Raw genomic sequence first — 26,380 nt, 5'->3', positions numbered from 1 at the left:
ATGGCGGACGCCAAGGCCAACCCGATCAAGGTGATCGCGACCAATCGCGCCGCGTCTCACGACTATCATATTCACGAGCGCGTCGAGGCGGGCTTGGTGTTGCTAGGCTCCGAGGTGAAAAGCCTGCGCGAGGCCAAGGCGACGCTCACCGATGGCTGGGCGGAGATTCGGGGCGGTGAGGCCTGGCTGGTTGGGCTGCAGATCAACGAGTACAAGTGGGCCAATCGCTACAATCACGATCCGCGGCGTATGCGCAAGCTGCTGCTAAACAAGCAGGAGATCAAGCGGTTGTTTGAAAAGACGCAAATTCGCGGCTACACGCTAATTCCACTGCAGCTCTATTTCAAGGGCGCGCGGGTGAAGGTCGAGCTGGCATTGGTCACCAACAAGAAAGAATACGATAAGCGGCAGTCCAAGCGAGCCGCCGATGACAAGCGCGAGATCGATCGCGCCATCAGCGAGCGCAAGCGCAAGGTCTAAGGCAGCGCGCACTAGCCCTCGCGATGATATGGCAGGCCGCGATTGATCGAAAATCCGCGGTAGAGCTGCTCCATCACCAAGACGCGCACCAGGCGATGCGCCATGGTCAGCCGCCCAAATGAAAGCAAGCGCTTGGCCTTGGCGCGCAGCACCTCGCTATGCCCGTCGGCGCCACCAATCGCGAAGACGACGGGCGCGCCACCACCATGCGAGGCCTCGGCGCCGAGGATATCGCCTGCAAATTGCACGCTGCTCAGCAGGTCGCCGCGTTCGTCCCACGCATAAAGGTGGCACCGCGGCGGCAGCGCGGCGAGCAGCTTGGCCTCACTCGCGGCCTCTAGAATGTCGAGCTGGCAAAAGGGCCGCAGGCGCTTTTGATACTCGGCTTCGGCCGCCGCGAGATAGGCCTCTTTGAGCTTGCCCACCACCGCGACGGTGATTTTCAAGCGTAGGCCTCGGCGGCGCCCAAGCGGGCATCCGGCGGCACCTCAATCGCGACGCGTGGCGCATCGTTCCACAGGCTTTCCAGGTCGTAGTGTTCGCGCGATGGGTGATGAAACACGTCGACGATGAAGTCGCCGAAATCGATGAGGGTCCACGCGCGCGCGTCGGTGCGTTCCTTGCTTAAATGGCGCACGCCGGCGTCGCGCAGGCCCGCAACCACACCGTCGGCGATGGCATCGACCTGTCGATCCGAACGCCCCGAGAGCAGCAAGCGATAATTGGTGTACGAACATAGGTCGCGCAAATCGAGCAGGGTGGGCTCGACGGCCTTTTTTTCAAGCGCCAGCTTCAGCGCGGCGAGCGCGCCGTCGAGACCTTCGGTTGAACGCGTATCGGCCGGAGCGGATTTGGGGCGAGTCCCCGCGCCGCGTGAAACGGGCGAATTGGAACGCTTGGGCACCGCTTGACGCAGGGTAGCGGAGGCGCCCGCTTTGCTCAAACCAGAGCTCGCCGTGCGCGGTGTCGCCGATTTTGTGGCCGGCGACCGTTGGGCGGAGGCGTTGGCCTTCGCTTTTGGAGCGACGATCGCTGCCGCGCGCGTTGGCTGGGCCTTGCCCTTAGTCTTGGCTTTCGTAGGCGCCTTTGACTTCGCCGCCGCGCTGCGCGCAGGCTTCGTTTTTACGGTGGCCTTGGTTTTGCTCGTCCCCGTAGGCTTCTTGGCCGCGAGGCGCGATTTAGCTTTGGCAACCGGCTTGCGGTTGCTGGCAGCCTTAGAGGTGGTCTTCTTTGCGCTAGCTTTCTTCATTCGCTTGGGTGTTCCTTTACCAGATTTAGGCGGCTTTAGGCTCGAACGTGGCCGGTACCTCGGACAACAAATTTGGTGGTTGTTAAGCCTTCCGCGCCCATCGGCCCGTAGGCGTGTAGGCGCGTCGTCGAAATGCCGATCTCGGCGCCCAGCCCGAGTTCGCCGCCGTCGGCAAAGCGGGTGGAGGCGTTGTGCATCACCGTCGAGGAGGGTACGCGGGCAATAAATTGCGCCGCAACCTCAGCATCGGCGGTAATGATGCTTTCGGTGTGGTTTGAGCCGTGCGCGGCGATATGCGCGATGGCCGCATCGACGCCATCGACGACCTTCATGGCGACGATGAGGTCGAGGTATTCCGCGTCCCAATCCTCGGCGCTCGCGGGGACCACGGCGCCTCCTCCAAGCGCCCTCGTCGCAGCATCGCCGCGAATCTCGACGCCATGATGTCGCAGCGCCGCGACCAAGCGCGGTACCGCCGTGGCCGCAATGGCCTGGTCAACCAGGATCGTTTCGATCGCGTTGCATACCCCGGGGCGCTGCACCTTGCCGTTGATGGCGATCGCCTCGGCCATGGCGAGATCGGCGCGGCGCTCGACGAACAGGTGGCAGACGCCTTTGTAGTGCTTGATCACTGGGATGCGCGAATGCTCCGCAACAAAGCGAATCAAGGCCTCGCCGCCGCGCGGAATCACGAGGTCGATCAGGTCGTCTTGCAATAGCAGCGTCTGCATCGCCGCGTGCTCGCCCCATGGAAACACCGTCACGGCCGCCGGTGGCAGCCCGGCGGCGGCGGCAAGGCCTTGCGCCAAGCAGTTGGCGAGGGCGCGATTGGTATGGGCCGCCTCCTTGCCGCCACGCAGGATGCAAGCGTTGCCGGCTTTTAGACACAGCGCCGCGGCGTCGGTCGTGACATTGGGCCGCGACTCGAAAATCATCGCGATGACGCCAAGCGGGATGCGCATGCGCGCGATGCGCAGGCCGTCGGCTCGGGTTTGCTCGTGCTCAAGACGGCCAACTAGAGCCGGCATGTCGGCGACGCTGCGCATGGCGTCGGCCATGGCCGCAAGCCGCGGAGGCGAAAGCGTGAGCCGATCGATCATCGCCGCGGACAACTGCGCGGCTTGCGCGGCCGCGACATCGATTGCGTTCTGCGCCAAGATGCTGGCGGCCTGATCGGTGAGCGCGGTGGCGGCAGCTCGCGTCGCCTGATTGCGTGCGTCCTCGCTGGCCGCGCCGACGATGCGGGCGGCATCGCGTGCGGCCACGGCCAGGCGCCTAACGTCATCGGCCATCGTGGTCACGCGCTGGCTCCAGGCGGTAAAAATAGGGTGCCAACGTCTTCGCCTGCCAGCACGCGCGTGAGCACGTTGGCATCGCGCCCGGGTGCGACCACGGCCGCGATGCCGCTCGTCGTCACCAGGCGCGCCGACATCACTTTGGATGCCATGCCGCCACGGCCCACGCCATCGTCGGCGCCGCTGCCGGCGACGGGCGCGGCCTGTTGATCGATATCCGTAACCACCGGCATCCGGTTGCCCGCGGCATCCCACACGCCATCGACATCGGTCAGGATCACGAGTAGGTCAGCCGAAATAAAATTGCACACCAGCGCCGCAAGCTGATCGTTGTCACCAAACTTGATCTCCTCGGTGGCCACGGTATCGTTTTCGTTGACGATCGGCACCACGCCGTGATCGAGCAACCAGCGAAACGTCGCGCGCGCATTCTCCAGGCGGGCGCCATCCTCGACATCGGCGTGCGTAAGCAGCACCTGGCCGATGAGGGTTTGGTGCGCGGCAAACGCATGCTCCCATTGCTGCATCAGGCGGCTTTGGCCAATCGCCGCCGCGGCTTGCAAGGCCGCCAATTCGCTTGGCCGCTGCGGCGTGGCCAAGGCGCGCAAGCCGAGCGCGATGGCGCCGGAGCTAACGATCACGACCTCGACCCCGGTCTTTAGCAGGCCGACGACTTGATCGGCGATCATCGCCGGGCGCGCGGCAGGACTTTCCGCGAGCAGGCGACTGCCAATCTTTACGACGACGCGCCGGCAGGTCCGCAACGCCGCGCGCGCCTCTTGACCGTTACTCATCGCGCTTCCATCGTACACGGAAGCTGTCTTGAAGAAAGCGTTCGAAGGTTTCCTTGTAGCCCGTCAGGTGCTGCGACGTCGCCCCCAGCATGCGCATGAGGCGGCCCTGGGTCTGTAAGATCTCCGCGGTCTCGGCGTCAAGCGGCTCAAAATCGACCACCTCTGGCACCACGGCGGCGTGCCCATCGTCGGCGACGTCAGCTGGCGCGCGGCCACGACGTGGCAGCTTGCGCAGCGCCTCGCCGAGCATGTCGCCGCGGCGCTGCAGCGCGGCCTTTAGGCTGGCCTTGGCGCTCTTCATGATTTGGGGCGGCACGTCCGCGATCGTCACGCCAACCGTGTCGTGGATTCGTTGCGCCAGCGCCCCGTGAATGGCGACGCCGGTGTGGAGGTCGGCGCAATAGGTTTCAAACAACAGCAGCCGGGCAAACAAGTCGGCGGCGTCCGCGGCCATGATGGGCAAGGCGGCCCAGCGCGCGGCGCGGCCGACAAGCGGTAGCCTGGTAAACGCGAGGCGCTTTCCGCCCCACGGCAATTGCGTTGGGGTCACACGGCTCAAGATTTCCATTGCCTCGGGTGGCACCACGATCGCGTGGCGCGCGGCGATGGCGCTCAGTGCGCGCTTAAGGAGGCGGGTACGCGCTTGGCGTGCGAGCCACTCGACCGGCACCTGGGTCGCAATCGCCGTCGCAATCGCATAGGCGACGTGGTGATTACTCGGCGCCTCATCTGGCCGTTTCTCAAGTGCCGAGCTAGCCATCAAATTCACTCTAGCAAATTTAGCGCCCTAAAGTCCGTTTAGCAGGGTCTTGGCGTCATCTACTTCGCGCAGGCGTTGCGGCGTCGCGACGACGTCGCTCGCGGCAGGCGGCGCCAACTCCACCGGGCCTAAGGCAACGCGGTGGCGTGCGGCGAGCTTCATCGCAATCGGCTTGCCGTCGCGCAAAAATTGCAGCGTCGCCACGAGTTCGCCATCGAGCACGACGCCGGTGAGGCCGTCGATCACGGCATAACCGGCGATTTCTTGGACGGTGATAGACTCGCGCCATTTCCGTTGTACGAGGGCTTCGGTCGCCACCTTGGTCGTCGCCGCCTTGCCAAGTTCGACTCTCAGCGCGTCGCGGCCCAGGTGCTTGCTCGCCTCGCCCGCCGAAACCGTCAGCCCCCCTGCCACAGGCTCAAGGTGGTCCGCGAAGCTCGTGAGCCAGGTGGCAAGGAGGTCGCTGGCCTCGCCGTCCTGCGCCACGCGTTGGTGCCATTTGGCATAGCGCGGGCGAAGATAGAGTTGGTCGCCGAGCGATATTACCTCGCGGCCCAAGTCGGCCGAATTGTGATCGATGGCGTGATAGTCGCCGTTGGCCGCCACGCGTAACGTCACCTCGTTGGTGAGGGTTTCGCTGCCGCCTGGTGTCCCAGACGACGTCTCGATCGTTGACGTTAGTGTTGCCGTAAAGGGGCCCAAGGCGCCGGCCTGCAGCCGTGCCGCACGCAAATAGGCGCCAAGCGTCGTCGGCGACTTGGTGGCCTCGGCGAGCGTGAGCGAGGCCCCCGTGCTTGCCGGTGCCACCAAGCCCGGCACATCGAGCTTGTCGTGGCTCGAACAGGCCGCAAGCGCCGTGCATGCGAGGGCGGCGAGCGCGGCAAGCGTGCCCAGGTGGACCCGTCCGAACATGGGCGAGGCCGCAGGTCGGCGGGCAAATTCCTTCATATATAGTGTGTATCGTTGGCGCGGGGCCGCCGTCAATTACGCGCCTGTGCGATAATTTCCGGGCATGGATTGGGAGCTCCTTTCAGCGCTGCGTGGCAGTTGGGGCACGTATGCCTTTGTCGCGTGGTTTGGCGCCCTGTGGGGGAGCTTTGCCAACGTCTGCATCTACCGCCTGCCTCCCAGCGAGGAGTTTCCCAATGGACGCTCGGTCGTGTATCCGCCCTCGCATTGCTTCGTGTGCAAAAAGCACGTCGTCTGGTACGACAACGTGCCGGTGCTGAGCTACCTGTGGTTGCGCGGCAAGTGCCGCTTCTGCAAGACCCAGTTTTCCGCGCGCTACGTGCTGGTTGAGGCCTTGACCGGCCTGCTCTTTGCGCTGGCGTGGTGGACCGCGGTCGATGTCGGCGCTCTCGACGAGGCGATGCCGACGCGCATGGTGCGCTTTGGCATTCTCGCCGCGTTCTCATTCGTCATGGTCGTCGTGATCTTCATCGATCTCGATCACCAGCTCATTCTCGACAAGGTGACGTATCCGGCGATTCCCGTTTTTTATGGGCTGGGCCTGCTCTTGCCGGGGCAGCACTGGGCGGATGGCCTGATCGGCGCCGCCGTTGGCTACCTATTTGTCATGATCATCGCCGAATCGTATCGCCTGCTACGCGGCCGCGCCGGGATGGGCTACGGCGATGCCAAGCTGCTTGCGGTCATCGGCGCGTGGCTTGGCTACGAGGGTGTCTACGCCGGTCTCTTCGGCGGTGCCTTGCTGGGCGCGGTCATCGTCTTGTTCGCCCTCGGCGTGCGCCGACTGTTTATGCGTCGCCCGGCCGCGCTCGCCGTCGCACAGGCCGATACAGCTAGCGCGAAGCCGCCCACCCCAGCGCCCTCCCTGGGCGCTATGGCTGTGCCATTTGGCCCATTTATCGCGGCAGCGGCCCTGTTCTACGCTTTCGTCTCGCCGCACTATTTGATCTCGTTTAGCCTGCCTTGGTAACTCCCGATGATTTCCGTCAGGTTGCTTAGAATTCGCTGTACGTCGTGGGACCAGGTCGCGGCGTTTTACACGCGCAAACTGCGCAAGCAGCGCTTCTTGTCGCTGCGCGTGCCGTTTGCCGCCGAGCCCGACGTGCCGGTGACAGTTGGCCTAGAACTGCCCACCGGCGTCGTGGTTGCGCTCGACGGCGTGGTGCGCGCAGTGACGCTGCACGCCGACAACCCACATCCCATGGTCGAGCTCGAGCTTACCGGTGATATCGCGGCGCAGGTTGAGCGGCTGCAAGAGATGGTGGCGGCCGCCGCAAAATCCACCGCGACCGATGCGTCGCAGGCGGCGCTTGATCAGATCGACCAGATCAACCAGATCGACCGCGTCGAGCCCGAGACCGAGCAGGCGCGCGAATCCGAATCCGAACCCAAACCCGAAGCCGACCCCGCGGTTGCGCCGCGAGCCGAGACGTCTGGCGTGGTGGTGGTGCCCGATGCCCATATTGTTGACCACGGCGACGCCAGCGCCGCGATCGCGATCTCGCGCCGCCTCTCGGTGCGCTCGCTCGATCATCGGCTCGCCGCGCTGCGCGATATGTCGGTGGCGCAGGTGCTGGGCATCGCGAGCGACGCCACCTACGAACAGGCCGTCGCCGCGCGGCTGCGCCTGCGACGAGAGTTTGGCGTCGTCTATAATCGGCCCGCCCAGGCCGCCTTTCGCCAGGTGAATGAAGAAATCCTAATCCTCGTCGAGCGCGCGTTTACGCAATTCGTGCTTGGGCTCGGCGACGCCGCGGCGCACCGGCTGCGCAACTATCGCGTGCTCGTCGAGCAGGGGTCGTACTTTCTCGGCGCCGGCCCAGATCGCTCCGACGTCGAAATTCCGTCCACGCCCTCGCTCGACGTCGATGCGCTGTTTGGCGACATGTCACAGGTGATGGGCGACGATGCCAGCCGCGAGGTCGCGATTTCCGGCCAGCGCAATCCGACCAATGAGGCCTTGTCGAAATCGCGACGCCTGCTGGCGACCGGCGAGGCCGAAACGGCGCGCACCTTGCTTACCGCGGCCCTGCGCGAAGATCCCAAGAGCCGTGCGCTGCGAGCCCTGTTTCACGTCGCGGGCGCGGTGCTGGCGCTGCAAGCCGGCAATGGCGCGCAGGCCATCTCGCAGCTCGAGACCGCGACGCTCTACGACGAATCCTGTCGTGAGGCTAAATCGCTGCTCGACATCATCGCAGCGCGCACCACGGTCGACGACTCCCAGCTGACGAGGTTGTTCCAATGAGCGCGCTGGTGATCGATTTAGGCGCGCGCTTTGCGCGGGTCGCGTATCGCAAGCAGGATGGCGAATTTGCCTTGCTGACCACCCCCACCGGCGCGACGATCTCCAGCCTCGTCGAGTTTGGCGACGGCGAGCAGGCGGTGCGCGTCGGCAATGTGCTGGGTTTTTGCGCGGGGCAGGTCGAAGGCCAAGACGAGCGTTGGTTTGGCGGCAATGGCACCCTCGACGTTGAATCGGCAGGGGTTGGCGATTTGCGGATCTCGCTGAGCAACAAGAACGCGCCGATCTCATTTCTCATGGCGTGCCTGTTTCATCACATCAAAGAGCTGGCCCAGATCGCGCCGGACTATGACGAGGACGGCCCGGGCGAGGTGGTTCTTGTCGTGCCGTGGTGGCTTGACGCTGCCGGGCGGCGCGCGCTGGTCGAGGGTGCCGCCGCGGTCGGACTCACCACCGTGCGTTTGGTGACGGCGGGCATGGCGCTGGCGCTGGCGTGTGAGACCCAACCCGTGGCTACGGGCGACGAACCATCGGCGGTACGCCACGTCGTCGTGTGTGACCTTGGCACGTCGCGCTCCGATTTCGCGATCCTGCGGGTGAGCCGCGACGGCTACGACGTGCTCGCGGTGGCCAGCGAAGATGTATGTGGCGCCGCGCAAAGCGAGCTGGTGGTGCATCAGCTAACGCGCGAGCTCTTGCATGCCCACGGCGTCACGCTGGGCGCCGATTGGCAGACTCGCGCCCGCCTGTTTGACGAAGCGGAGCGCGTACGTTTGGCTCTGCTTACCGAGGTCGAGACCGAGGTTGCGCTCAATCAGTTCATGCCGGCCCATGCGCGGCGAGGTGATCACGGCGGCGGAGAGGCGGGCGTGATCCGAATGATTCGCCGCGATGAGTATCAGCTCTGGGCCGCGCCCTTAGTGCGACGCCTCGACGTGGCCTGCGGCGATTTGCTGTCACAGGTGATGTTGCCCGCTAATTCGATTGATGCGGTGTGGGTAAGCGGCAGCTTTGCGACCATGGGTGGCGTCACCGAGCGCCTGGCGCAGCTTTTTGGCAAGGAGCCGCAACTCGTGGCATCGGCCGAGGCGGCCGTGATCGGGGCGGCGCGGCTGTTTGACGATGTACCGCCCACGGTGATCGAAGTCGCCGGGTCGGCCATCGCGCTCAAGACCGGCAGCGATGCGCCGCACTGGATGATCGCGTCCGATGTTGGCTTGCCGTGGCGGGAAAATCGCATCATCACCGGCGTCCAGGGCGAGCCCGACGTGGTGTTCGAGGTGTGGGCCGGCGACGCTTACAGCGACGGGCGCTGCATCGGGCGCTATTTGGCCAATCTCAGCACCGACGTCGCGACCGCCAAGCCCTTGCTGTTGGTCGATCTCACCTTAGACATCGACGGCCAGCTCCGCTTGCTCGCCCGCGATTTGCTCTCGGGCGACCGGGTGCCGCTGCGCTCGGTACAGGACATGGTCTCCGATCGGGTGGCGATCAAGGAGCTGCTGCAGCGCACGTTTGCAACAGCCGATGAGCCTTCGCCGTAAGCCGTGCAAGCTGCGCCTCGCTGGCCGCCTCGCAGCGCATCACGATGAAGGCGCCGGTGTTCGACGCCCGCAACAAGAGCCATCCACCATCGATGCTGGCGCGCACGCCGTCGATCGACGTGATGGCCGTGACCTCCGGGTCGCTAGCGAGCGCGTCGCGACAGCGCGCGATGAGCGCGAATTTACCGGCCTCGTCGCAAGGCAGCCGCAGCTCTGGGGTGGTGAAGGTGGTTGGCAGCGCCGCCGCGAGCTGCGCGAGCGATGCCGAACCTTGCGACAACATCTCGAGCACGCGCGCGCCGGCATACACGCCATCGTCAAAGCCGAGGTAGCGGTGCGCAAAAAATATGTGGCCCGACATCTCGCCCGCGAGGTGGGCGCCGGTTTGTTGCATCCGCTGCTTGATGCGCGAATGCCCCACCGCCCACATCTCGACCTGGCCGCCCGCCGCCGTCAGCGCGTCAAACATGGTTTGCGAGCACTTCACCTCGCCAATAAATCTGGCGCCGGGCACCTCGCGCAATAACTGCTGCCCGAGCAAAATCATCAGCTGGTCGCCCCACAGAATGCGGCCCGTGTTGTCGACGACGCCCAGGCGGTCGCCATCGCCGTCAAACGCTAACCCGACCTCGGCTCCCTCAGCGCGCACGCGCGCGATCAACGCCTCCAAGTTTTCGGCGACGCTGGGATCTGGGTGATGATTGGGAAATGCGCCGTTGGGTTCGATGAACTGCCCGACCACCTCAAAACCCAGGCGCCGGTATAGCGTTTCAGCGATCGGGCCCGCCATGCCATTGCCGCCGTCGATCACGACCTTGCAACGCCGCGGTCCAAGACGAAGCGAGCTGGTCGCATTGCTAAGGTAGGCGTCGGTAAGGTCAACCACCCGTTGCCGACCGACCGCAGGTGCGTGCGTCGATGCCGCGGCAAGCGCCACGGTCTGCGCGGCAAGTTCGGTTAGCTGCGCGTCGAAAAATGGCTCGCCAAAGGCGACAAATTTAAAGCCATTCTCATCCGCAGGGTTGTGACTCCCCGTGATCATCACGGCCGCCGCGGCGCGCAGGTGATGGCCGGCAAAATAGACTAGCGGCGTCGCGACCTCGCCGACGTCGATGACGTCACAGGCGCCGAGCGCGCCCCTGGCAAACGCGGCCGCCAACCGCGGAGAGCTGGAACGGCAGTCGCGACCAATGACGATCACGGGCCTACCTGTCGCGGCGATGGCGCGCGGATCGGCGGCAATGACGCGCGCAAACGCGAGCCCCATCGCCTGCACGTCGGCATCGGCGAAATCGCGCGCGGCGTGCCCGCGCACGTCGTATTGCCTGAAAACGTGAGGGTTTATCATGGCGGGTCATATTTCGCGTCAGGCGTCTTTACCGCGCGGCGCGCCGCGCGACCCGGCAAACGCATCGGCCACGGCGCGCACCTCTTGCGCGCTCGCCTTGCTGGCGACCAGCAGCTTGCGATCGACCAAGGCCACGATTAGGCCGTGACAGCCCACCAACGCCACCTCGAGCTCGCGATCGCAATACACGAGGTTGTCGTGCGCGTCGTGAAATACCGCTGGGTGACGCGACGCATTGCCGTGGTCGTCGCGCGGCAAAAGCTCCGCCACCGCGTCCCAGGCGCCTAAATCGCTCCAGCCAAAACGCCCGACTAGGGCCACGATGTGCGCCGTCTTTTCCATGACCGCATAGTCTAGCGACGTATGCGGCAGCGCCGCGAACGCCGCCGCCAGCGCCGCCTCATCGTCGGCAGTTCGCGGCGTACGTGCGCACGCCTCGCGAAGCGCGGCAAGCGCGGGACCAGCATCAGGGTTGCATGCCGCCAGCTCGCGCCACAGCGTCGTCGCACGCGCGAAGAACATGCCGCTGTTCCACAAGGTGTTGCCAGCGAGCACATACGCTTGTGCCTGCTGTGGACTCGGCTTTTCGCGAAAGGCCGCGATGTCCAAGGCGGCGCCCTGCGGCGAGCCGTCTGCCAAGCCGGCACGCAATTCAAGATAGCCAAAGCCTGTATGTGGCCCTGTGGGCTCAATGCCGATCGTTGCGATGACGTCCAGCGCCGCCGCCACGTCGTAGGCCTTCGCGACCACGTCACCAAAGGCAACCGCATCGGTGACCACGTGATCGGAAGGATAGATGCCGATGATGGCCTCGGGGGATTGGTGCAGCACGTCGGCTACCGCGAGCGCGACGGCGGCAAACGTGTTGCGCGCGCTTGGCTCAACGATTACGCGCGCCCGCGGCACCTCGCGCGCCACGGCCTCGGCGTATCCCGATGGCGTCACCACGCAAATTTCGTGCACGGCGGGGGCGACTCGCTCCGCGGTCTTGGCCAAGAGCGACGCGCCGCCATGCAGCGCCAAAAATTGCTTGGGGTGCGCCGGCGTGCTGGCGGGCCAAAGCCTGGCGCCACCGCCGCCCGCTAACAAAATGGCCACCCGTTGCATGGGTGGCCAGCTTACCATGCGCGCTTAGGCGCCAATGGGATGCGCGCGCGCCTTAGTTGATGGCGGCTTCAACCGTCGAAAAGCCGAGCGCCACCGACGAGCCAACGCCTTCGATGTCGTCGGAGATGATGGTCTCGAGCAGGCCTTGCAGGTCGGCGGTCAGCTCGACCACGCATGCGTCGGTGGGGGCAGCGATCGTCGACACCGAAGCGCCGGTCGAGCCGTTGGTGCAATGGCAATGCACGCCCTTATCTGGAGCGTCGTCTGGCAAGTCAGAAGATTCGCAGTCGCGCGTGATAATCGCTTGCAGCGTGTCGACAATGCCTGGGAAGGTCTTGGTGTCGCGGTCTTCGATAGTCAGCACGCCGCCGATGATGCCGCTGGTGATGCCGGTCGCCGATATACCCGAGAGCTTGACGCGCGCGCCGCTGAGCGGGATCGGTACTGCCACGCCGGCTTCGATCGAAATCACAACATTAAGCGTGATGTCTTGATCGGCGCCGCCTTCGAACACGCCGCTCACAATTTTACCAGCGAGTTGGGCGCTCTCATCATCCGAATCAAACGAGCCCGAACCATCGAGGTGCTGGCCACAGGTCGCAGGCTCATTTGGGTCAGTGCAAGGCGCTGGCGAGGGATTAGAGCCGGTTGCAAGGGTAAAGCCCGCGCCTGAGGCCGTGGTGAAGTCTGGGGTCTGGAACGCGACCAAATAGATCGAGCTGCCTTCCAGAATCGCGCCATTGGTCGCCGTCTCAAGGACGTCGATCGACTGACCGGTCGACTGCACCAAGATGCCCAGCGCGTTGGCGAGGACGTTGTCATTGACGCCGTCGTCGTTGAAGTCGAACACCTTAAAGTTGTTGTCGGAGGTTGGCAGCTGCAGGCCATCGATCACCGAGTCATAAACGGTGCCGGTTGGGGTGGGGACATCCGGCCCGCTGTCGCCGCCGCACGAAAACAGCGAGAGGCTCGAGACCAGGGCGGCGCCGGTCAGCGTGGAGCGTGAAAGTAGTGAGGTAATTTTCATGAATCGTTCTCCTAAAGAATACTGACAAAAAGGCAGTGGGCAGATTTAACCCGCGATTGGGCCTGGGGACAAGCTACACGCACCAACTTTAAAGTTCCGTGATTCGCGTCATAGCGCGGTGCGTTATGCGGCGGCTATGCGACGGGCTGTCGCAAAATATGCCTTCCAGCACCGCGGCGATTTGCGACCGCTGACCAATCTCACTATGGTCGCGCCATGAATCGAACGGTATTGGTTGGTGGTGCGCTTGTCTTGATCCTCGCGATTGGTGCATGGGTGTTTCTTGGGCGTCCGGCAGCACCAACGACCTCGAGCAAGCAGGCGCCGGTTTCGTCCGCGCCCGCCAAGCAGAGCGCGCCCGCGCCGGCGAGCGATGCCGCACAAAACGCGGAGCGCTTCCTGCTCGAGGACGATCCTCTTGGCGCCTTGCGCCTCGAAGGTCGCGTCGTGAGCGGGCCCGACGACCAGCCCGTGCCCGGCGCCATCGTCGCCTTGCGCAGCCAACCGCCCCGAACCGCGGTGGCCGAAGACGATGGTTCGTTTGTTTTCGAGGGCCTTGTGGCACGGCAATATCAGGTTGTTGCCCGCAGCCCGCAGGGCGTCGCCGGTCCGGTTAACGTGCGCCTCACTGCGACCACCGAGCCAGTCACGCTGGTGCTGCGCGCGGCGAGCACGCTTGAAATCACCGTCACCGATACCACCGGCGTCGCGATTGCCGGTGCCGACATTTCCTTGCGCGATATCGACGTTCAGGCCGCGGTCACCGATGCGCGCGGCCAGGCCTCGGTGACGCCAGTCGTTGAGGGCATGTATCAATTGGTCGTGATGGCCAATGGCTATGCGCGCAGTTCGCGGTTGGTGCGCGTCACGGGCGCCTTAGCGCAGGCCAGCGTGCAACTTGGCAAGGGCGTGTCGATTAGCGGCACTGTGGTAAGCGCTGACGGCGCGCCCGTGAGCGAGGCGCGCGTGACCTACAGCGGCGCGTCGGATTGGGGCATGCAGGGCGATGAGCGCTACGACGCGGTCGCCACGGATGCGGCGGGGAAGTTTACGCTTCCCGCGATGCCGGCGGGCAGCTATCGCTTGATGGCGCGTCATCAGGCGTTCTCGCCCGCGACCAGCCAATTGGTTACCGTGGCGTCCGACGATGTCACCGGCGTCGCGTTGATCTTGCAAGCCGGCGCGACAATTTCTGGCGTTGTTGTCGACGGTGGTGATGCGCCTATCGCCGGCGCGCGCGTTCGCCTTGCCGCGGATGTCGAAGGCGCGATGTTCGAGATGCCGCGGCAGGCCTATACCGCCGCCGATGGCTCGTTTGTCTTTAAGAGCGTTGCGCGCCGGCGCCACAATGCGTTGGCGATCGCGGATGTCGGTGCATCGGACGTGCAGGCCGTTGACACCGCGGCCGGCGATGTCGCCAATCTGAAAATCGCCTTGAGCGTTACCGGCGCGATTGCTGGGGTCGTCGTCGACACCGTAGGTGAACCGGTTGAAGGCGCCCAGGTCACGGTGTTTCCCGATCTATCCACGCGCACCACGGCCGGCTTTGAGCTGATGCAGCTCCGCGGCGCGACGCGAGAAGTCGCCGACGTCGCGGGCCGGTTTTCGGTGACAGGGCTGGCGCCGGGCAGCTACCAAGTGCGCGCCGTGCGCAGTCAATACGCTGGTCGCGAGCGCGGTTTTGGCGAGGGCATCACCGTCGAGGTTGGCACCATGGACGTGCGTGTTGTCTTGCCGCCCGAAGCAACCGTGAAGGGCAAGCTCGCGCTCGCCGATGGCAGCGCGCCGGGCCCATTTAGCGTCGACTTCGGCATGGCGACCGAGGCGTTTGCGAACAAAGACGGCGCGTTCGAGCTCAGCGGCCTGACGCCGCGCGACTACAAGCTGCAGTTTCGCGGCACCGCGTTTGATTTGAAAATCGTCGGCGCTACCTTGGTCGCTGGCAAGACGCTCGATCTGGGCACCATCACGGTCGCGCGCGGGCGGCGCCTTAGCGGCCGCGTGCTTCAGGGTGGCGTGCCAGTTCCGGGCGCCACGGTCTTTGTCGGCAACACGCTGTTTGGCTCGGGATCATCTGCCAAAGCCGAATTTGGCATGATGACGCGCGGCATGCGCGACACCACCACCAACGACAAGGGCGAATTTTCGGTGTCGGGTGTTGGGCTTGGGTCGGTCTCAATACTCGCCGAACACGCCGAGCGCGGCCGCAGCCTGCCGATTGAGCTGCGCGTCGGCGATCCGCGCGAAGGCGCGCTGACCATCGACATCTTGCCGTTTGGCGCGCTAGTCGGCATTGTCCGCAAGGACGGCAAGGTGGCCGAAAACGTGTTTGTCAGCGCGCAGTCCGTCACCGCGCCCGACGCGATGTTCAACGTCGCCTCGGGCCCGGACGGCACCTACCGCTTCGACAAGCTCGCGCCCGATACGTACAAGGTCTCCGCCGCGCTCGGCATGCCGATGACTGGGATGCAGTTTTTCTCCAAGACCATCGCGGTGAAGAGCGGTGGCACGGCCACCCTCGATATCGAGGTCGCCAAGGGCACGCTGACCCTTACCGCCGAGCTCTCGGCGCCCTCGGGCAAGGTCGGCGCCGCGCTGCTGTATTTGATTGGCGGCACCATCGCAGCCAAGAACGGTGCAGACCTCGCCCGCATGTCGGCCGATTTGCCAAGCGGCTACTCATCGTTTGCGATTTACATGGGCAAGGCCAAGACCTTTGGCGAGCTCACCGCCGGCACGTACACGCTATGCGCCATGCCATACCCCATCGACCTCGCGCCGATGGACACCATGGCCTACGGCGAGCGCCACGGCGACGACATGCCGGTGTTTTGCAAGACGCAAGCAATCGACGCCAACCGCACCGTGACGTTGTCGGTGACGCCGCCAGCGCTGCTGCCGGATTGAGCATAGGGTCACTCTCGCCCCCCGATTGGGCTGTAATTACAAGATATTAGATCCGGTGCTGCGTGATCACGTTCGCTTGATCGTGATCACGCAGTAGCGTAGCTAACTATTCGCAATATCGATGGATTTTCGGGCCGAGAGTGACCCTTGCGCCCTAAGGGCACGCGAACTCCACAGCAAGCACGGCTAGTTAATGATCTCGTCACGCCAAAGCGCGGCGAGAAACGAAGCCACCGGCAAAATTTCAATCCCGTCAGCTGTGACCCTCGCCACGCGTTCCGTAGCGACGACGATGGCGCGCTTAAAGGTAACTTCTTCTCGCAACGCGCGCAGCCCGCGCAAGTCGTTGTCGCTGACATGGGCGCTGCTCTTGACCTCCACGGCGACGCTATCGCCAATGACGAAATCCACCTCAAAACCCGAGCGACTTCGCCAATAGGTAAGTTGTTCATCGCGCCTGCGATAGTCCAAGTAGGCCCGCAGCTCGATGGCTAGCTGATGCTCGAGCGCCGTGCCAAAGGCGACCGACCGCGCTTCGATCTGCGGCACGCGCGCGAGCGCGTTGGCAACGCCGACATCAAAAAAATAGAACTTCGCCGTGGCCACGGGCTTGCGCTTCACCGTCCGTTGGTAAGCCGGCACCATATGGCCAACTAAGGTGTCTACCAAGATCTGATAATGTTCGCGCACCGTGCGCGCGGGGACGCCGGCATCATTGGCAACGGCGGTGAAATTCAACTGCTGGCCGCTGCATAGCCCGGTCACCTCGAGAAAGCGCGAGAAGCCCTCGACAGAGCGCGCCAGGCCTTCGGCGCGGATTTCTTCTTGCAAGTAGGTCCCCACGTAAGCTTTGAGATCTTGATAGTAGTCAGGGGAGTCAAAAATTGCCGGTAGGCCACCGCGCGTGAGGCGTTGCACGATATCGGCTTGGGGCAGTTCGGCAAAAATCAGGGGATGTAGCGTCGTCACCCATGCGCGACCGCCAAGTAGATTGGTGCCACCACGTCGCAATTTGCTGGCGCTTGAACCGGTTAGCACAACCCTCAAAGAGGCATTGCGATCGATGAGCAATTGAACCTCATCGAGCAAGGCCGGCATTTTTTGAATCTCGTCGATGATGAGGCGAGTTTGTCCCGGCGGCAGTGCTTCACGGAGCCATTCTGGTCGCGTCGCCAGCGTTCGAAAGGTGTCGGCTTCGAGCAGATCGATGTAGGTCGCTTCCGGAAGTTGCTGGCGCAGCAGGGTACTTTTCCCAGTTTGCCGAGGGCCAAGTAAAAACAGTGACTTACGACTCAAAAGGTCGCGAATCGGCAATGTTCGCTCGTAGAGGCTCATGGCTAATCTGCAACAAATACTATCATATTTTATATGGCTTTGAATAATTTCATGAAATTCCGCATAAGACATGCTGAATTTCAGAAAAGCGGGGGTCACAGGCAATTGACGTCAACCGCACCGTGACGTTGTCGGTGACGCCGCCGGCGTTGTTGCCGGACTAGCGCGTTCTTATGGCGGGCGCCGGGGCACTGGCCTCTTACGGGGCCGTGCCCGGTGCCATATTTCCGATGGTATTGACGAAACCAATGTAAATGAACACAGTAAACTTCGTTGTGCGCTCCGATCGTCGCACCAAGGCAGCTAAGTGCTGTGCGCCGGGCGCGAACCCCTGGTGAGTTCGTAGTAACAGGGTCACTCTCGCCTCCCGATTGGGCTGTAATTACAAGATATTAGATCCGGTACTGCGTGATCACGTTCGCTTGATCGTGATCACGCAGTAGCGTAGCTAACTATTCAAAATATCAATGGGTTTTGGGGCCGAGAGTGACCCTTGGGTTCGGCCTTTGGCAGATGCATTGTGCTTTATTATAGCTCGTGGGAAAATTAGTAAGGTCGAGTCGAGGGAGAGCACATATGCCAAGCAATGAACCCTGTAGTCATCGACTACCTCGGCATCTGCCAACCCAGCACGGTTTTACCCTTATCGAGCTGATGATCGTGGTCGCCATCATCGGCATCTTGGCCTCCATCGCGATTCCGGCGTTCATGGATTATATGCGTAAGGGCAAAGCGGCCGAATTTGAGCTGCAGTTAGGCGCCGTCGCGAAAGGTGCAAGGACCTCCTTTGTCACGCAATCGGGGTATCCGCCGCTTGCGGCTGATGCGAATCCCGGCGTTACAGCATGCGGCAAGGCCAAGAATAGGCACGCCGCGAGTGACTGGCTACTCGCCGATGCGGATTGGGCAGGTCAGCTTGATTTCCACATCGCGGACGACTTCTACGGTAGCTACGCCTATACGCCGATGGACGGGGTATTGGATATGGCGCCAGCGCCCTTGGGCGCCGCAACCTTCACGCCGCCGCTTGCAGACCAGGCGCCCGGCGTAAACGCACTGAGCTTTGCGACCGCCGTCACCTACGATCTCGATTGTGATGGCGATCTCGGCATGCTGTTTGTGCTGGGCTGGTCACAAGGGGGCGCGCCCGCGCAATACCTAGATAAGTCGCTTGCGAGCGAATAGCCGCCGGCGCGTCAGCTAGCGCACTTTGCCGCCGCGGCAACCCGTGGGCCGACCGCTACGCTAACCGTCGAACATCAGCTTCGTGCGCTGACACTCGGCAACCGCTATGGGCGTGCAGCGGCCTCGCCCGGTGTCGCTGCGGCCTGACCCTTGGCCCCCGCGACGTCCCCATCGTCTTCACCAAAAATGAGAGCGCTCAGAGGGCTAAACATACCGTTGATAAAAAATGCCCCCATGCCAAGACTAGAGCCGTTCTCGCCGCCGAATATCATTAACGCCAAGCTGGAAACCCCAATCATTATGTGAACCGCCAAGGCGACCCTACCGGCGAGCTTTCGTCGCGCCTGCTCGGGCTTGGCGACGGCCTGCTTATTGATAACTCTTGTCTCGGGCGAACCAGTCTTAGCCTTCGCCTTGGCAAGGCCAGGTTGGTTGGATTTTTTCTTTAAGGCCAGGGTTTTTGCACGACGATCGTGTTGGCGGCCGACTTCGAGTCGAGGTTTTGCCCCGTCGCCTGGCTGGGACGTGGACCGAGCCGCTTGCGCCGCCGGAGGCAGGAAAATGGTGCCTGCGAGCGCCGCGAGGATGATAAGCACAGAACATTGGGTTTTCATGCCATTGGGCTTTTGCAATAGTCGATCCAAGATACGGCTCGCCAAGAATCGCAACAATCCGCTACGTTGCATGGGTGCCTTGTCGCGTTATGGGGCGCAGCGAGTACAGGTGAGGCCGACTGTCTCCACGTTAACTAGCCGCTTGCGACCGTTACCCCGCTGGAGCTAAACCTGTTTCCAAACGGCGGGTGGCGCACGTTTCTTCCGCGAGCATAGATTGCAGGTCAGCGGTGTTTCCACCGAGCGCGGTGGATACCACAAGCGTCTCGCACGACCCCGGAGGGGTGTGATCTGCGAGCAGAAAGATACGTGCGTCAACCTGCCAGTCAGCGTGCCCGTCCCGCACGCCGAACGGCTTATTCACCCCGGGCAATCACGCCAAGGCCGCCCTCGAAAAATTAGGGACACCCCCTAAGGGTGGCCTTCATCATTTACGGCGATTCTTCTATTAGAAATTCGTCGAGATTTTCATATATTTGAGCGATTGGCCAAGCAGCTTCAGTCTCCTTGGCGTAAGTCAGATGGATTAGTGCGATTTTCGGTAAATTCGAATCGATCAGATATAAGACATCGTCGCTATCGATACGCGTGGCGATCTTGTTCAGCTTCATTCCCGACAAAATATGATTCTTAGGCAATTGCGGGGCGCTATTGAGTCCCAAGACTTTCCTCGAGCAAATTGACCATTGGGATGAGACCCTCCACTGTCGGCTGAACTTTTCGCGTCCAAAACCGACTTGAGCCAACTGCTCGGCCAACCGCATGGGCTAACGATAAGAGATTCAAGCCCAAAATTGCAAGAGCCATCTGGTGGACGACGTGTTGTCGCCAACTTCAACGTCTGCCCGACGAAGAAAACAGGCAGCGATGGAAACTTAGGCGGAAATGGTGGATTTCGGGCAGCTTAGGAGCGCGCGCGTTGCGAAATGCCGGATTCCGGCAGTATCACGGCTATCCGACGTGCTCGGTTAGCTATTCACAATCCGCTTCTCGCGAGCAGCAGCCTAGCAGTACGCCAGCCACGCGTCGTGCTTGGCGTCGCCGCCCTTGACGATGGAAAAGTATTGTTCTTGCAGATTGCGCGTGATGGCGCCGACGTTCAGCGCGCGATGGTCGATCTCGCGCACCGGCGTAATCTCGGCGGCGGTGCCGGTGAGAAATACTTCGTCGGCGGTGTAAAGCTCGTCGCGCGCGATGAGTTCCTCGCGCACTTCGATGCCTTTTTCACGCAGCAGCGAGATGGCGGTGTCGCGCGTGATGCCGGCAAGGATGGCGGCGCCCAGCGGCGGCGTGCGCACGACGCCGTTCTTAACCATAAAGATATTCTCACCGGTGCCCTCGGCGACCGAGCCTTGCGGGTCGAGCATCAGCGCCTCGTCAAACCCTGACTTCAGCGCCATGCGTTTAGCGAGCACCGACGTGACGTATTGACCGCAGATTTTGCCCTTGTTCATAATCGAATTGCCGTTGCCGCGGGTGTAGCCCGAGATCATGCAGCGGATGCCGTTTTTGATCCCCGCTTCGCCGAGGTAGGAACCCCACTCGAAGTTGGCGACCATGACGCGCACCGGCGGCTCAAACGAGCCAAGGCCCAGCGCGCCGGAGCCCAAGTAAACCAGCGGGCGCAGGTACGTGCTTGGCAGCTTGTTGACCCGCACGACATCGATGCAAGCTTGCATGACCTGCTCGCGCGTAAACGGCACCTCGATGGTGCAGATTTTGCAACTTTCAAACAGGCGGTCGATATGCTCGCGGAGGCGAAAAATCGCGCTGCGTCCGTCGGCGCGCTGGTAGGCGCGAATGCCTTCGAAGGCGCCGACGCCGTAGTGCAGCGTGTGCGCCAACATGTGGTCGCTGGCGTCGTCCCAGGGCACGAGGTGGCCGTCGAGCCAGATCTTCTCCAACTTGTTAATGCCCATGTTCCCTGGTTACCAATGGATGGGGCTATTTGCAAGCCAAGCGGAGCCAGCGATCCCGTGCACAATCGCCCGCATGTGCGCGATTTTTTGCAAAAATCGGATGAATGCTAGCCTGTGTCTTGACACCTGCCCACGCGAGAATTACCTAGCTTCCTACTGCGGCGGTGCCTACATGCGAGATCTTTACGAAGTCCTGGGTGTAAGTCGCGAGGCGTCTGCGTCCGAAATGAAGAAGGCGTACTACAAGCTCGCCAAGCAATATCATCCGGATCACAACCCCAACGACGCCGTCGCCGAAGAGAAATTTAAAGAGGCGGCCAACGCCTATCAGGTGCTGTCGGATGACGACAAGCGCGCGCGCTACGATCGCTTTGGCTTTGACGGCCTGCGCGAAGGCCCTGGTGGTGGCCCCGGCTTTTCGAACGTCGAAGACATTTTTTCTGCCTTCGGCGACATGTTCGGAGATTTGTTTGGTCGTGGCGGTGGCGGACGGCGCTCCGCGCGCGGCGCAGATCTGAAGGTGGAAGTTTCGCTCACGTTTGCCGAAGCAGTGTGGGGCGTCACCAAGGACGTCGAAATCGGTCGCCAGGTCGCGTGCGGCACGTGCACGGGTACTGGCGCCAAAGCCGGCACCAAGCCCGAAGCCTGCGGCGCGTGCGGTGGGCGCGGGCAAGTCATGCATGCGCAAGGGTTTTTCATGGTGCAGACCACGTGTCCCAAGTGTCGCGGCGCGGGCAAGCTCATCAAGTCGCCGTGCGATGACTGCAAAGGGCGCGGCGCGACGGCGGAAACGTCGACACTTTCGATCACCATTCCCGCGGGCATCGACAACGGCCAAACCTTGCGGCTCGCCGGCAAGGGAGAGGCCTCGTTGCGCGGCGGCGAAGCTGGCCACTTATATGTCGAGGTCGCGGTCGCACCCGACGATCGGTTTCGCCGCGAAGAAGACAACATTCTCACCGAGGTCGCGCTGCCAATAACCGTTGCCTGCCTGGGTGGAGAGATCGAAATTGACACGCTCGACGACAACTGCACCGGGACCACCAAGATCGACGTCAAGCCGGGGACGCAGCCAGGCGACGTCATCGCGCGGCGCGGCCAAGGCATTCCGCGCCTGGGCGGTCACGGCCGCGGCGAGCACGTGGTCCAATTTACGGTGGCGGTGCCGACCAAGCTAACCGCCAAACAAGAAGAGCTCCTGCGCCAGCTCGCCAGCGAGATGGGCGAAGAGCCGAGCGCCAAGCGCGGCCTTTTTGGCAAGCGCAAGAGCAAATAGGACATGCGTCGCGGCCCGGTGGCTCCGCAGCGAGGCGCGCGTCGCGCGGCGGGCGAGCCGCGCGGCTATTTATATTTGCCTGACTATGTCAGCGCCGCCGAACGCGCCGACGTGCTCGCGTGGCTGGCGACGCTGCATCCAATTTGGGAGATGCGTTATCCAACCAGTCGGCCGCCGCCAGTCGGCAAGCAACAACGTCCGCTGCTGCGCCCGGTGTATTGGCTGGGCAATTGGCAGTTCGCGTGTTTGGACTATTACCATCCGCCAAAGGGCATCGCCAATCGCTGCGTCGCGGCCGAGCCGTATCCCAAGGTGCTTGCGGCCATTGTCGCGCGCGCCGAGGCCTTGGTGCGCGCCAAGCTGGCGCCAAGCGATATTCCACCGCAGTGGCATCTCAACACGTGTCTGGTCAATTTCTATGGCAACCGCGAGGTGACCGACGCGGCGGGCAAGCAAAAGTGGGTCGACTCTGCGCGCGTAGGCGAGCATCGCGACTTTGAGCCGGGGCCGGTGGTGTCGCTATCGTTTGGCGAGCGCGCGCTTTTGCAATTTATCCCGCATGGCCGCCACGTCAATCCCGCGCCGGTCAAGCAAGAGTGGCTCGCCGACCGCTCGCTGCAGGTGTTTGGCGGCAGCTATTGGAAAGACGAAACGTTGCACCGCGTGCAGCGCGTCGAAACCAAAACCAAGAACTTGCTAGGGCCCGCCATTGACGGCTTCGCCACCCGCCGCATCAACTTTACCTTCCGCTACGTGCCTGTCGCCCACGTGGTGCCTTACGCCAAATTGTCGCCGCAAGCGCGCCACGACGTGCACGCCTACATGCAGCAGCTCGCGACGCACTCGCAATTTTTCGCCGCGGCGCTGCGGGCGGCGCCCGATCGCTAATTCATCTTCGCGCGGCGGGCGAGCGCGTCCATGACGTCTTCTTCGAACTCGATCGGCGGCATGAATTCGTAGCTGTCGGCAGATTCCGCAATCGGCAGCGTGACAATGGTGCCGCGGCGGCACCAATAGAGATTCGGCGAGACGCTGCCAGGGCCGTTGGCGTGCATGACGGTGACAATCGGCAGCATGGCGGCGATGAGATCGTTCATCCCCGTGGCGCCAAGCGCGTGCCAAAGCAGGGTGTGGCGGTTGGGGACCGCCGCCACCACGCCGAGGTCATTGTCGGTGTCGGCAAAGTCGCCAATGAGCAGCAGCTGGGTTGCGGTGAAAAAGCTCTCGCCCGTCATTGCGGTCAGCGGCACGTTGTCGATGTCAACCGTCTCAACCGCGCCGCGCTCGGTCTGCCGCACGTTGGCCAGCGCGGTAAACCACAGGTCGTCAACGTTGGTCGCGCCCGCCGCCACCCATGCCGAGACGGCGCTGATGGGCACGGTCACCACGTTGTTTGGCAAGTCAAAGCACAGCACCGCGACCAGATCGTCGGTGACGTCGCGCACCAGATAGTCGCTGCGATCGCTCTCCATCGAATCGCGCGGATAGACGCGAAGCTTGAGCAAGGGGCGCGCCGCGGCAAGGTCGTTGCAGAGGCGATGGAACAGCTCTTGCTCGTCTTGAATGCGCAGCAGCACGTCGAAATGTTCGCTGATGACTCCTGCCAGCTCATCGGCCGGGGCGGCGGCGCATTTTTGCGCGAGATTAAGCAGCAGCAAGGGCGAGGGCTCGTCGCCGACCCACACCGCCCACACCGTGCCTTGGTCGAGGCGGTAGTCGATCTCGCGATCGGTGAGCTCGCGCTCGACGGTGGCGATGAACGCCTCCCATTGCTCGACCGACATAAACGACGCCCACGAGGGCTTGGTCCATGGATCGGGGGCGTGCACTGCCTTTAATAGTCGCAACGTGGCGCCGCCCTGTCAACGCGGCGGCGGCGAAAGCCACCCGCGGCTATTTAGCCAACAGCTCCCGCGGAATCGCGTTCGCAATGACAGGCACACGTTGCTCATACAACCACGCATACACAAAATAGGTGGCGAGCACGCGCTTGGAATACAGCCGCGTCTCATCGGTAACGATGCTCTCGATAAATTCATCCGTTGCCATCGTGCCGCGCAGCTTAAGCGCGCGCCGCACCGCCCCCTCGCCGGCATTATAGGATGCTGGGATTAGCGCCTCAAAGCGGTTCCAATAGGTAAACAAGAATCCCAGAAAACGCGAGCCAATGGTGACATTGGTCGTCGGATCCTGCAACGCCTCGCGCGATACCGTGAGGCCCGTGCCTTTGGCAAAGCGCGTCGCAGTGGGGATGATCATTTGCGTTAGCCCAATCGCATTGGCAAACGATTCGAGATCAGGGGTAAACGCACTCTCCTCGCGGACGATGGCGATTTGCATCGCGAAGGGAACATTGTTTCTGGTGGCGTGTTCGCGCAGCAACTCGCCAAACGCCAGCGGATAGGCTACCTGCCAATACGCTCGCCAGGTGGCATCTGGCCAAAACCGCTTGTAATCGAGCGTATGCCAGCGGCTGGGCCAATGCGAGGTGCTGTAGCGCTCCGCGCGATCATAAAGAAATGCGATCGCCCACAGCTTGGCAAGCTTCGCCGCGTCTTCTACTTGTTTTCGGTCTGGCGGCGGCAAAAGGCCCAGCGCGCGCAATTCTGCCTCTGCCTCGGTACCAAGCCCCAGACGCAAGAAGCCTAGCGCGCGCGCAAAGCCAGGCGTTTCCCACTCAGGTTGTGCCGCAAACGTCGGCGTCGGCGCCGGCGAGGCGAGGTCAAAGCGCAGTGGTGCCAAGGTGGCTTCCACCAGCGCCGGATCGAGCTCGCGCAGGCGATTGAGCGAAATCAGCGCGTAATACGACAGCGGGTAGGTGCTAACGGCGAGCCGCCATTGCGTCACCGCGCGTTCGCGGTCGCCTTTGGCCGCAAACGCGCGTCCCAACCAATACTGCGCCTGGCCTTCGCCCCACGCATTTTGATCGATCGGCATGGCGACGATTTGTTGCTGCCACCACGCGATGGCGTCGTCGATGCGACCTTGTTGCCAGGCGCGAAAGCCAAGCCGCCACAGCGCCTCGGCGCGCATGTCGCCGGCAGGAAACTGCTTGGGAATCGCGGCCAGCGTCGCTTCGATCTTGGCTTCGTCGCCAAGCAGCGACCACGCCTCGGCCTCGCGCAGCCACGCGTCATCGGTGAGCGTGTTGCTCGGGTCAATCACCTTGGTCTGCGCGAACATCGCCGCGGCTTCGGCCGCCTTGCCCAAGATGTTGTACGAGCGCCCGGTTTGATAGGCGCTGCGCATCCAAAGGTCTTTGTCGCCCACTGCCTTGCACGCCTCGATCGCTTGCAAGAACGCCGGCACCGCGAGCTCGCGCTTGCGCTCCTTGTACCAGCTCTGCCCCAAGTGATAGCCAGCGCGGCAGCGATCGGCGCCGCTGAGCGCACCCGTGGCGAGCGCCGCCGCAAACGCCCCGGCCGCCTGCGGATTGCGCATGGCCGCAAAAAGCGCCATGCCGCGCGTCATATGTTCGCTGGCGCTCAGCGGCTGCGACGCCAACGCGGGCGACGTTTGTTTCAGCAGCTCAAACGCTTGGCCACCCCATTTGGAGAGCGGCTCGGCGATCCATAGTTGTCGTAGCAGCGGGCCTGCTTCGTCTCGCCCCGTCGCCGTGCCCTCCTTGACCAGCGCTTCTGCCAGACGCAAGCGTGCCTCGCCGCGCCGAATGCCGCTGGGGCGATCGGTTAGGTAAGCGCGATACACCGCCACCGTCGCCGCGGGCTTGCCTTCGCCGCGCACTACGTCGGCGGCTAGCAATGCCGCATCGGCACCGACGATCGAGCCCGCATCGATGGTCAGCGCCACCGTCCGTGCGCGCGCGTGCTCGCCGGCAAAGTACAGCGCTCGCGCTTGTTGATAGCGCAGCCAATCCGCCAGCGCTGGGGTTTGCGTTACCGCCGCGGCAAAGGCGACCGCCGCCGCATCCCAGCGCGCGAGCCCGGCTTCGCAAAGCCCGAGCAAGATATTCGAATGGTTGTGCGCCTCAAAGTTACTTTTCTTTTCCGAGCGGCCTTGGAGCGCCAGGATTATCTCGCGCGCGGATTTGTAGTCCCCCCGGCGATATGCTTGGTAGGCTGGCGCCCAATCGCCCGTGAAATACGGCGCCGCGGCGTCAAGCGAAAATGGTGCGGCGTGGACTGCCGGCTCGTCGTGCGCGGGCGGTATCAAGGCCGGCGACGCTGCGGTGGGCGCCGTTGACGTCGCAGGACGAGGCGCATCATGGCGCGCGCACGAAGGCGTCGCGCACGCACCCATCGTTGCCAGCCAGCCAATGATGGGAAGCCCGTTGCGGAGCCAGGTTCGCGCGGTTGACCACATCATCGC

At 63.2% G+C, this 26,380-nt stretch carries 22 protein-coding genes and 1 pseudogene; 8 read left to right on the top strand and 15 right to left on the bottom strand.

The genetic code is table 11. The features are described 5' to 3' along the window. Positions 1 to 480 (top strand): SsrA-binding protein SmpB, encoded by a 480-nt coding sequence (gene smpB, locus IPL79_08750; GenBank protein ID MBK9071074.1) that lies wholly within the window; start codon positions 1 to 3, stop codon positions 478 to 480. An 11-nt stretch (positions 481 to 491) separates the two neighbouring features. Here the strand turns inward: smpB and IPL79_08745 are convergent, their stop codons facing one another. From IPL79_08745 to IPL79_08720, 6 genes are read right to left on the bottom strand one after another with little or no spacing between them, the layout of a single operon-like run. Beyond that, positions 492 to 926, bottom strand: coding sequence for a 23S rRNA (pseudouridine(1915)-N(3))-methyltransferase RlmH (locus tag IPL79_08745; GenBank protein MBK9071073.1), 435 nt, complete (start codon positions 924 to 926; stop codon positions 492 to 494). Continuing rightward, a complete protein-coding gene (gene rsfS / locus IPL79_08740) occupies positions 923 to 1,729 on the bottom strand; it encodes a ribosome silencing factor (protein MBK9071072.1) in 807 nt (268 codons plus the stop codon). The genes IPL79_08745 and rsfS overlap by 4 nt, the downstream gene beginning before the upstream one ends. A gap of 35 nt (positions 1,730 to 1,764) precedes the next feature. Further along, on the bottom strand, positions 1,765 to 3,021 hold the full coding sequence (locus IPL79_08735; GenBank protein MBK9071071.1) for a glutamate-5-semialdehyde dehydrogenase: 1,257 nt from the start codon (positions 3,019 to 3,021) through the stop codon (positions 1,765 to 1,767). Positions 3,022 to 3,026: 5 nt separating this feature from the next. Further along, positions 3,027 to 3,818, bottom strand: coding sequence for a glutamate 5-kinase (gene proB, locus IPL79_08730; protein MBK9071070.1), 792 nt, complete (start codon positions 3,816 to 3,818; stop codon positions 3,027 to 3,029). Continuing rightward, positions 3,811 to 4,578 carry a hypothetical protein gene (locus IPL79_08725; GenBank protein ID MBK9071069.1) on the bottom strand — a complete coding sequence of 256 codons (768 nt, stop codon included), beginning with the start codon at positions 4,576 to 4,578 and terminating at the stop codon, positions 3,811 to 3,813. Before IPL79_08725 ends, proB begins: the two co-directional genes overlap by 8 nt. Before the next feature lie 27 nt (positions 4,579 to 4,605). Then, entirely contained in the window at positions 4,606 to 5,526 is a 921-nt protein-coding gene (locus IPL79_08720; protein ID MBK9071068.1) for a hypothetical protein, read from the bottom strand. 64 nt (positions 5,527 to 5,590) lie between these two features. Here IPL79_08720 and IPL79_08715 point away from each other — a divergent pair, with 64 nt between their 5' ends. The 3 genes from IPL79_08715 to IPL79_08705 are packed head-to-tail and all read left to right on the top strand — an operon-like array spanning position 5,591 to position 9,333. Beyond that, positions 5,591 to 6,517, top strand: a complete 927-nt coding sequence (locus IPL79_08715) for a prepilin peptidase (GenBank protein ID MBK9071067.1) — start codon at positions 5,591 to 5,593, stop codon at positions 6,515 to 6,517. Between the two features lie 6 nt (positions 6,518 to 6,523). Beyond that, complete coding sequence (locus IPL79_08710) at positions 6,524 to 7,792, top strand: hypothetical protein (GenBank protein ID MBK9071066.1); 1,269 nt, start codon at positions 6,524 to 6,526, stop codon at positions 7,790 to 7,792. Then, a complete protein-coding gene (locus tag IPL79_08705; protein ID MBK9071065.1) occupies positions 7,789 to 9,333 on the top strand; it encodes an Hsp70 family protein in 1,545 nt (514 codons plus the stop codon). The genes IPL79_08710 and IPL79_08705 overlap by 4 nt, the downstream gene beginning before the upstream one ends. Here the strand turns inward: IPL79_08705 and IPL79_08700 are convergent. The 3 genes from IPL79_08700 to IPL79_08690 are packed head-to-tail and all read right to left on the bottom strand — an operon-like array spanning position 9,281 to position 12,815. Then, complete coding sequence (locus tag IPL79_08700) at positions 9,281 to 10,681, bottom strand: phosphomannomutase/phosphoglucomutase (protein MBK9071064.1); 1,401 nt, start codon at positions 10,679 to 10,681, stop codon at positions 9,281 to 9,283. The two genes, IPL79_08705 and IPL79_08700, sit on opposite strands and share 53 nt — an antisense overlap. An 18-nt stretch (positions 10,682 to 10,699) precedes the next feature. Continuing rightward, positions 10,700 to 11,788: a mannose-1-phosphate guanylyltransferase gene (locus IPL79_08695; GenBank protein MBK9071063.1), complete on the bottom strand. Its 1,089-nt coding sequence runs from the start codon at positions 11,786 to 11,788 to the stop codon at positions 10,700 to 10,702. Between the two features lie 52 nt (positions 11,789 to 11,840). Further along, positions 11,841 to 12,815: a hypothetical protein gene (locus IPL79_08690; GenBank protein ID MBK9071062.1), complete on the bottom strand. Its 975-nt coding sequence runs from the start codon at positions 12,813 to 12,815 to the stop codon at positions 11,841 to 11,843. A gap of 216 nt (positions 12,816 to 13,031) precedes the next feature. On the opposite strand from IPL79_08690, the gene IPL79_08685 reads away from it, so the two are divergent. Next, on the top strand, positions 13,032 to 15,722 hold the full coding sequence (locus tag IPL79_08685) for a carboxypeptidase regulatory-like domain-containing protein (GenBank protein MBK9071061.1): 2,691 nt from the start codon (positions 13,032 to 13,034) through the stop codon (positions 15,720 to 15,722). A 186-nt stretch (positions 15,723 to 15,908) separates the two neighbouring features. On the opposite strand, the gene IPL79_08680 is transcribed toward IPL79_08685, so the two are convergent. Next, a complete protein-coding gene (locus tag IPL79_08680; protein ID MBK9071060.1) occupies positions 15,909 to 17,057 on the bottom strand; it encodes an ATP-binding protein in 1,149 nt (382 codons plus the stop codon). A gap of 618 nt (positions 17,058 to 17,675) precedes the next feature. Between IPL79_08680 and IPL79_08675 the strand changes: the two are divergent. Continuing rightward, positions 17,676 to 17,765: pseudogene (locus tag IPL79_08675) on the top strand (prepilin-type N-terminal cleavage/methylation domain-containing protein). 581 nt (positions 17,766 to 18,346) lie between these two features. Here IPL79_08675 and IPL79_08670 read toward each other — a convergent pair. From IPL79_08670 to IPL79_08660, 3 genes are all read right to left on the bottom strand, one after another. After that, positions 18,347 to 18,928: a hypothetical protein gene (locus tag IPL79_08670; protein MBK9071059.1), complete on the bottom strand. Its 582-nt coding sequence runs from the start codon at positions 18,926 to 18,928 to the stop codon at positions 18,347 to 18,349. Between the two features lie 359 nt (positions 18,929 to 19,287). After that, entirely contained in the window at positions 19,288 to 19,620 is a 333-nt protein-coding gene (locus IPL79_08665) for a hypothetical protein (protein ID MBK9071058.1), read from the bottom strand. A gap of 240 nt (positions 19,621 to 19,860) precedes the next feature. Further along, the gene (locus IPL79_08660) at positions 19,861 to 20,775 is read right to left on the bottom strand and encodes a branched-chain amino acid transaminase (GenBank protein ID MBK9071057.1); all 915 of its coding nucleotides are present in this window, start codon (positions 20,773 to 20,775) and stop codon (positions 19,861 to 19,863) included. Between the two features lie 172 nt (positions 20,776 to 20,947). Between IPL79_08660 and dnaJ the strand changes: the two genes are divergently transcribed. Both dnaJ and IPL79_08650 read left to right on the top strand, forming a co-directional pair. Beyond that, positions 20,948 to 22,051, top strand: coding sequence for a molecular chaperone DnaJ (gene dnaJ, locus IPL79_08655; protein MBK9071056.1), 1,104 nt, complete (start codon positions 20,948 to 20,950; stop codon positions 22,049 to 22,051). A 3-nt stretch (positions 22,052 to 22,054) separates the two neighbouring features. Next, the gene (locus tag IPL79_08650) at positions 22,055 to 22,939 is read left to right on the top strand and encodes an alpha-ketoglutarate-dependent dioxygenase AlkB (GenBank protein ID MBK9071055.1); all 885 of its coding nucleotides are present in this window, start codon (positions 22,055 to 22,057) and stop codon (positions 22,937 to 22,939) included. On the opposite strand, the gene IPL79_08645 is transcribed toward IPL79_08650, so the two are convergent. Then, positions 22,936 to 23,835: a hypothetical protein gene (locus IPL79_08645; protein MBK9071054.1), complete on the bottom strand. Its 900-nt coding sequence runs from the start codon at positions 23,833 to 23,835 to the stop codon at positions 22,936 to 22,938. The two genes, IPL79_08650 and IPL79_08645, sit on opposite strands and share 4 nt — an antisense overlap. A gap of 109 nt (positions 23,836 to 23,944) precedes the next feature. Further along, on the bottom strand, positions 23,945 to 26,377 hold the full coding sequence (locus IPL79_08640; protein ID MBK9071053.1) for a transglycosylase SLT domain-containing protein: 2,433 nt from the start codon (positions 26,375 to 26,377) through the stop codon (positions 23,945 to 23,947). Positions 26,378 to 26,380: the final 3 nt, after the last annotated feature.

It is taken from the genome of Myxococcales bacterium (assembly GCA_016716835.1).
Lineage (GTDB): Bacteria > Myxococcota_A > Polyangia > Haliangiales > Haliangiaceae > JADJUW01.
Note: the sequence above shows the minus strand (reverse complement) of the source record. Positions and strands in the feature narration are given on the sequence as shown.

What these genes read in the sequence shown, in the direction of transcription:
- smpB (MBK9071074.1), top strand. Translation starts at nt 1, where the DNA reads ATGGCGGACGCCAAGGCCAACCCGATCAAGGTGATCGCGACCAATCGC.
- rsfS (MBK9071072.1), bottom strand. Translation starts at nt 1,729, where the DNA reads ATGAAGAAAGCTAGCGCAAAGAAGACCACCTCTAAGGCTGCCAGCAAC.
- IPL79_08735 (MBK9071071.1), bottom strand. Translation starts at nt 3,021, where the DNA reads ATGGCCGATGACGTTAGGCGCCTGGCCGTGGCCGCACGCGATGCCGCC.
- proB (MBK9071070.1), bottom strand. Translation starts at nt 3,818, where the DNA reads ATGAGTAACGGTCAAGAGGCGCGCGCGGCGTTGCGGACCTGCCGGCGC.
- IPL79_08725 (MBK9071069.1), bottom strand. Translation starts at nt 4,578, where the DNA reads ATGGCTAGCTCGGCACTTGAGAAACGGCCAGATGAGGCGCCGAGTAAT.
- IPL79_08720 (MBK9071068.1), bottom strand. Translation starts at nt 5,526, where the DNA reads ATGAAGGAATTTGCCCGCCGACCTGCGGCCTCGCCCATGTTCGGACGG.
- IPL79_08715 (MBK9071067.1), top strand. Translation starts at nt 5,591, where the DNA reads ATGGATTGGGAGCTCCTTTCAGCGCTGCGTGGCAGTTGGGGCACGTAT.
- IPL79_08710 (MBK9071066.1), top strand. Translation starts at nt 6,524, where the DNA reads ATGATTTCCGTCAGGTTGCTTAGAATTCGCTGTACGTCGTGGGACCAG.
- IPL79_08705 (MBK9071065.1), top strand. Translation starts at nt 7,789, where the DNA reads ATGAGCGCGCTGGTGATCGATTTAGGCGCGCGCTTTGCGCGGGTCGCG.
- IPL79_08700 (MBK9071064.1), bottom strand. Translation starts at nt 10,681, where the DNA reads ATGATAAACCCTCACGTTTTCAGGCAATACGACGTGCGCGGGCACGCC.
- IPL79_08695 (MBK9071063.1), bottom strand. Translation starts at nt 11,788, where the DNA reads ATGCAACGGGTGGCCATTTTGTTAGCGGGCGGCGGTGGCGCCAGGCTT.
- IPL79_08690 (MBK9071062.1), bottom strand. Translation starts at nt 12,815, where the DNA reads ATGAAAATTACCTCACTACTTTCACGCTCCACGCTGACCGGCGCCGCC.
- IPL79_08685 (MBK9071061.1), top strand. Translation starts at nt 13,032, where the DNA reads ATGAATCGAACGGTATTGGTTGGTGGTGCGCTTGTCTTGATCCTCGCG.
- IPL79_08680 (MBK9071060.1), bottom strand. Translation starts at nt 17,057, where the DNA reads ATGAGCCTCTACGAGCGAACATTGCCGATTCGCGACCTTTTGAGTCGT.
- IPL79_08670 (MBK9071059.1), bottom strand. Translation starts at nt 18,928, where the DNA reads ATGCAACGTAGCGGATTGTTGCGATTCTTGGCGAGCCGTATCTTGGAT.
- IPL79_08665 (MBK9071058.1), bottom strand. Translation starts at nt 19,620, where the DNA reads ATGCGGTTGGCCGAGCAGTTGGCTCAAGTCGGTTTTGGACGCGAAAAG.
- IPL79_08660 (MBK9071057.1), bottom strand. Translation starts at nt 20,775, where the DNA reads ATGGGCATTAACAAGTTGGAGAAGATCTGGCTCGACGGCCACCTCGTG.
- dnaJ (MBK9071056.1), top strand. Translation starts at nt 20,948, where the DNA reads ATGCGAGATCTTTACGAAGTCCTGGGTGTAAGTCGCGAGGCGTCTGCG.
- IPL79_08650 (MBK9071055.1), top strand. Translation starts at nt 22,055, where the DNA reads ATGCGTCGCGGCCCGGTGGCTCCGCAGCGAGGCGCGCGTCGCGCGGCG.
- IPL79_08645 (MBK9071054.1), bottom strand. Translation starts at nt 23,835, where the DNA reads ATGTCGGTCGAGCAATGGGAGGCGTTCATCGCCACCGTCGAGCGCGAG.
- IPL79_08640 (MBK9071053.1), bottom strand. Translation starts at nt 26,377, where the DNA reads ATGATGTGGTCAACCGCGCGAACCTGGCTCCGCAACGGGCTTCCCATC.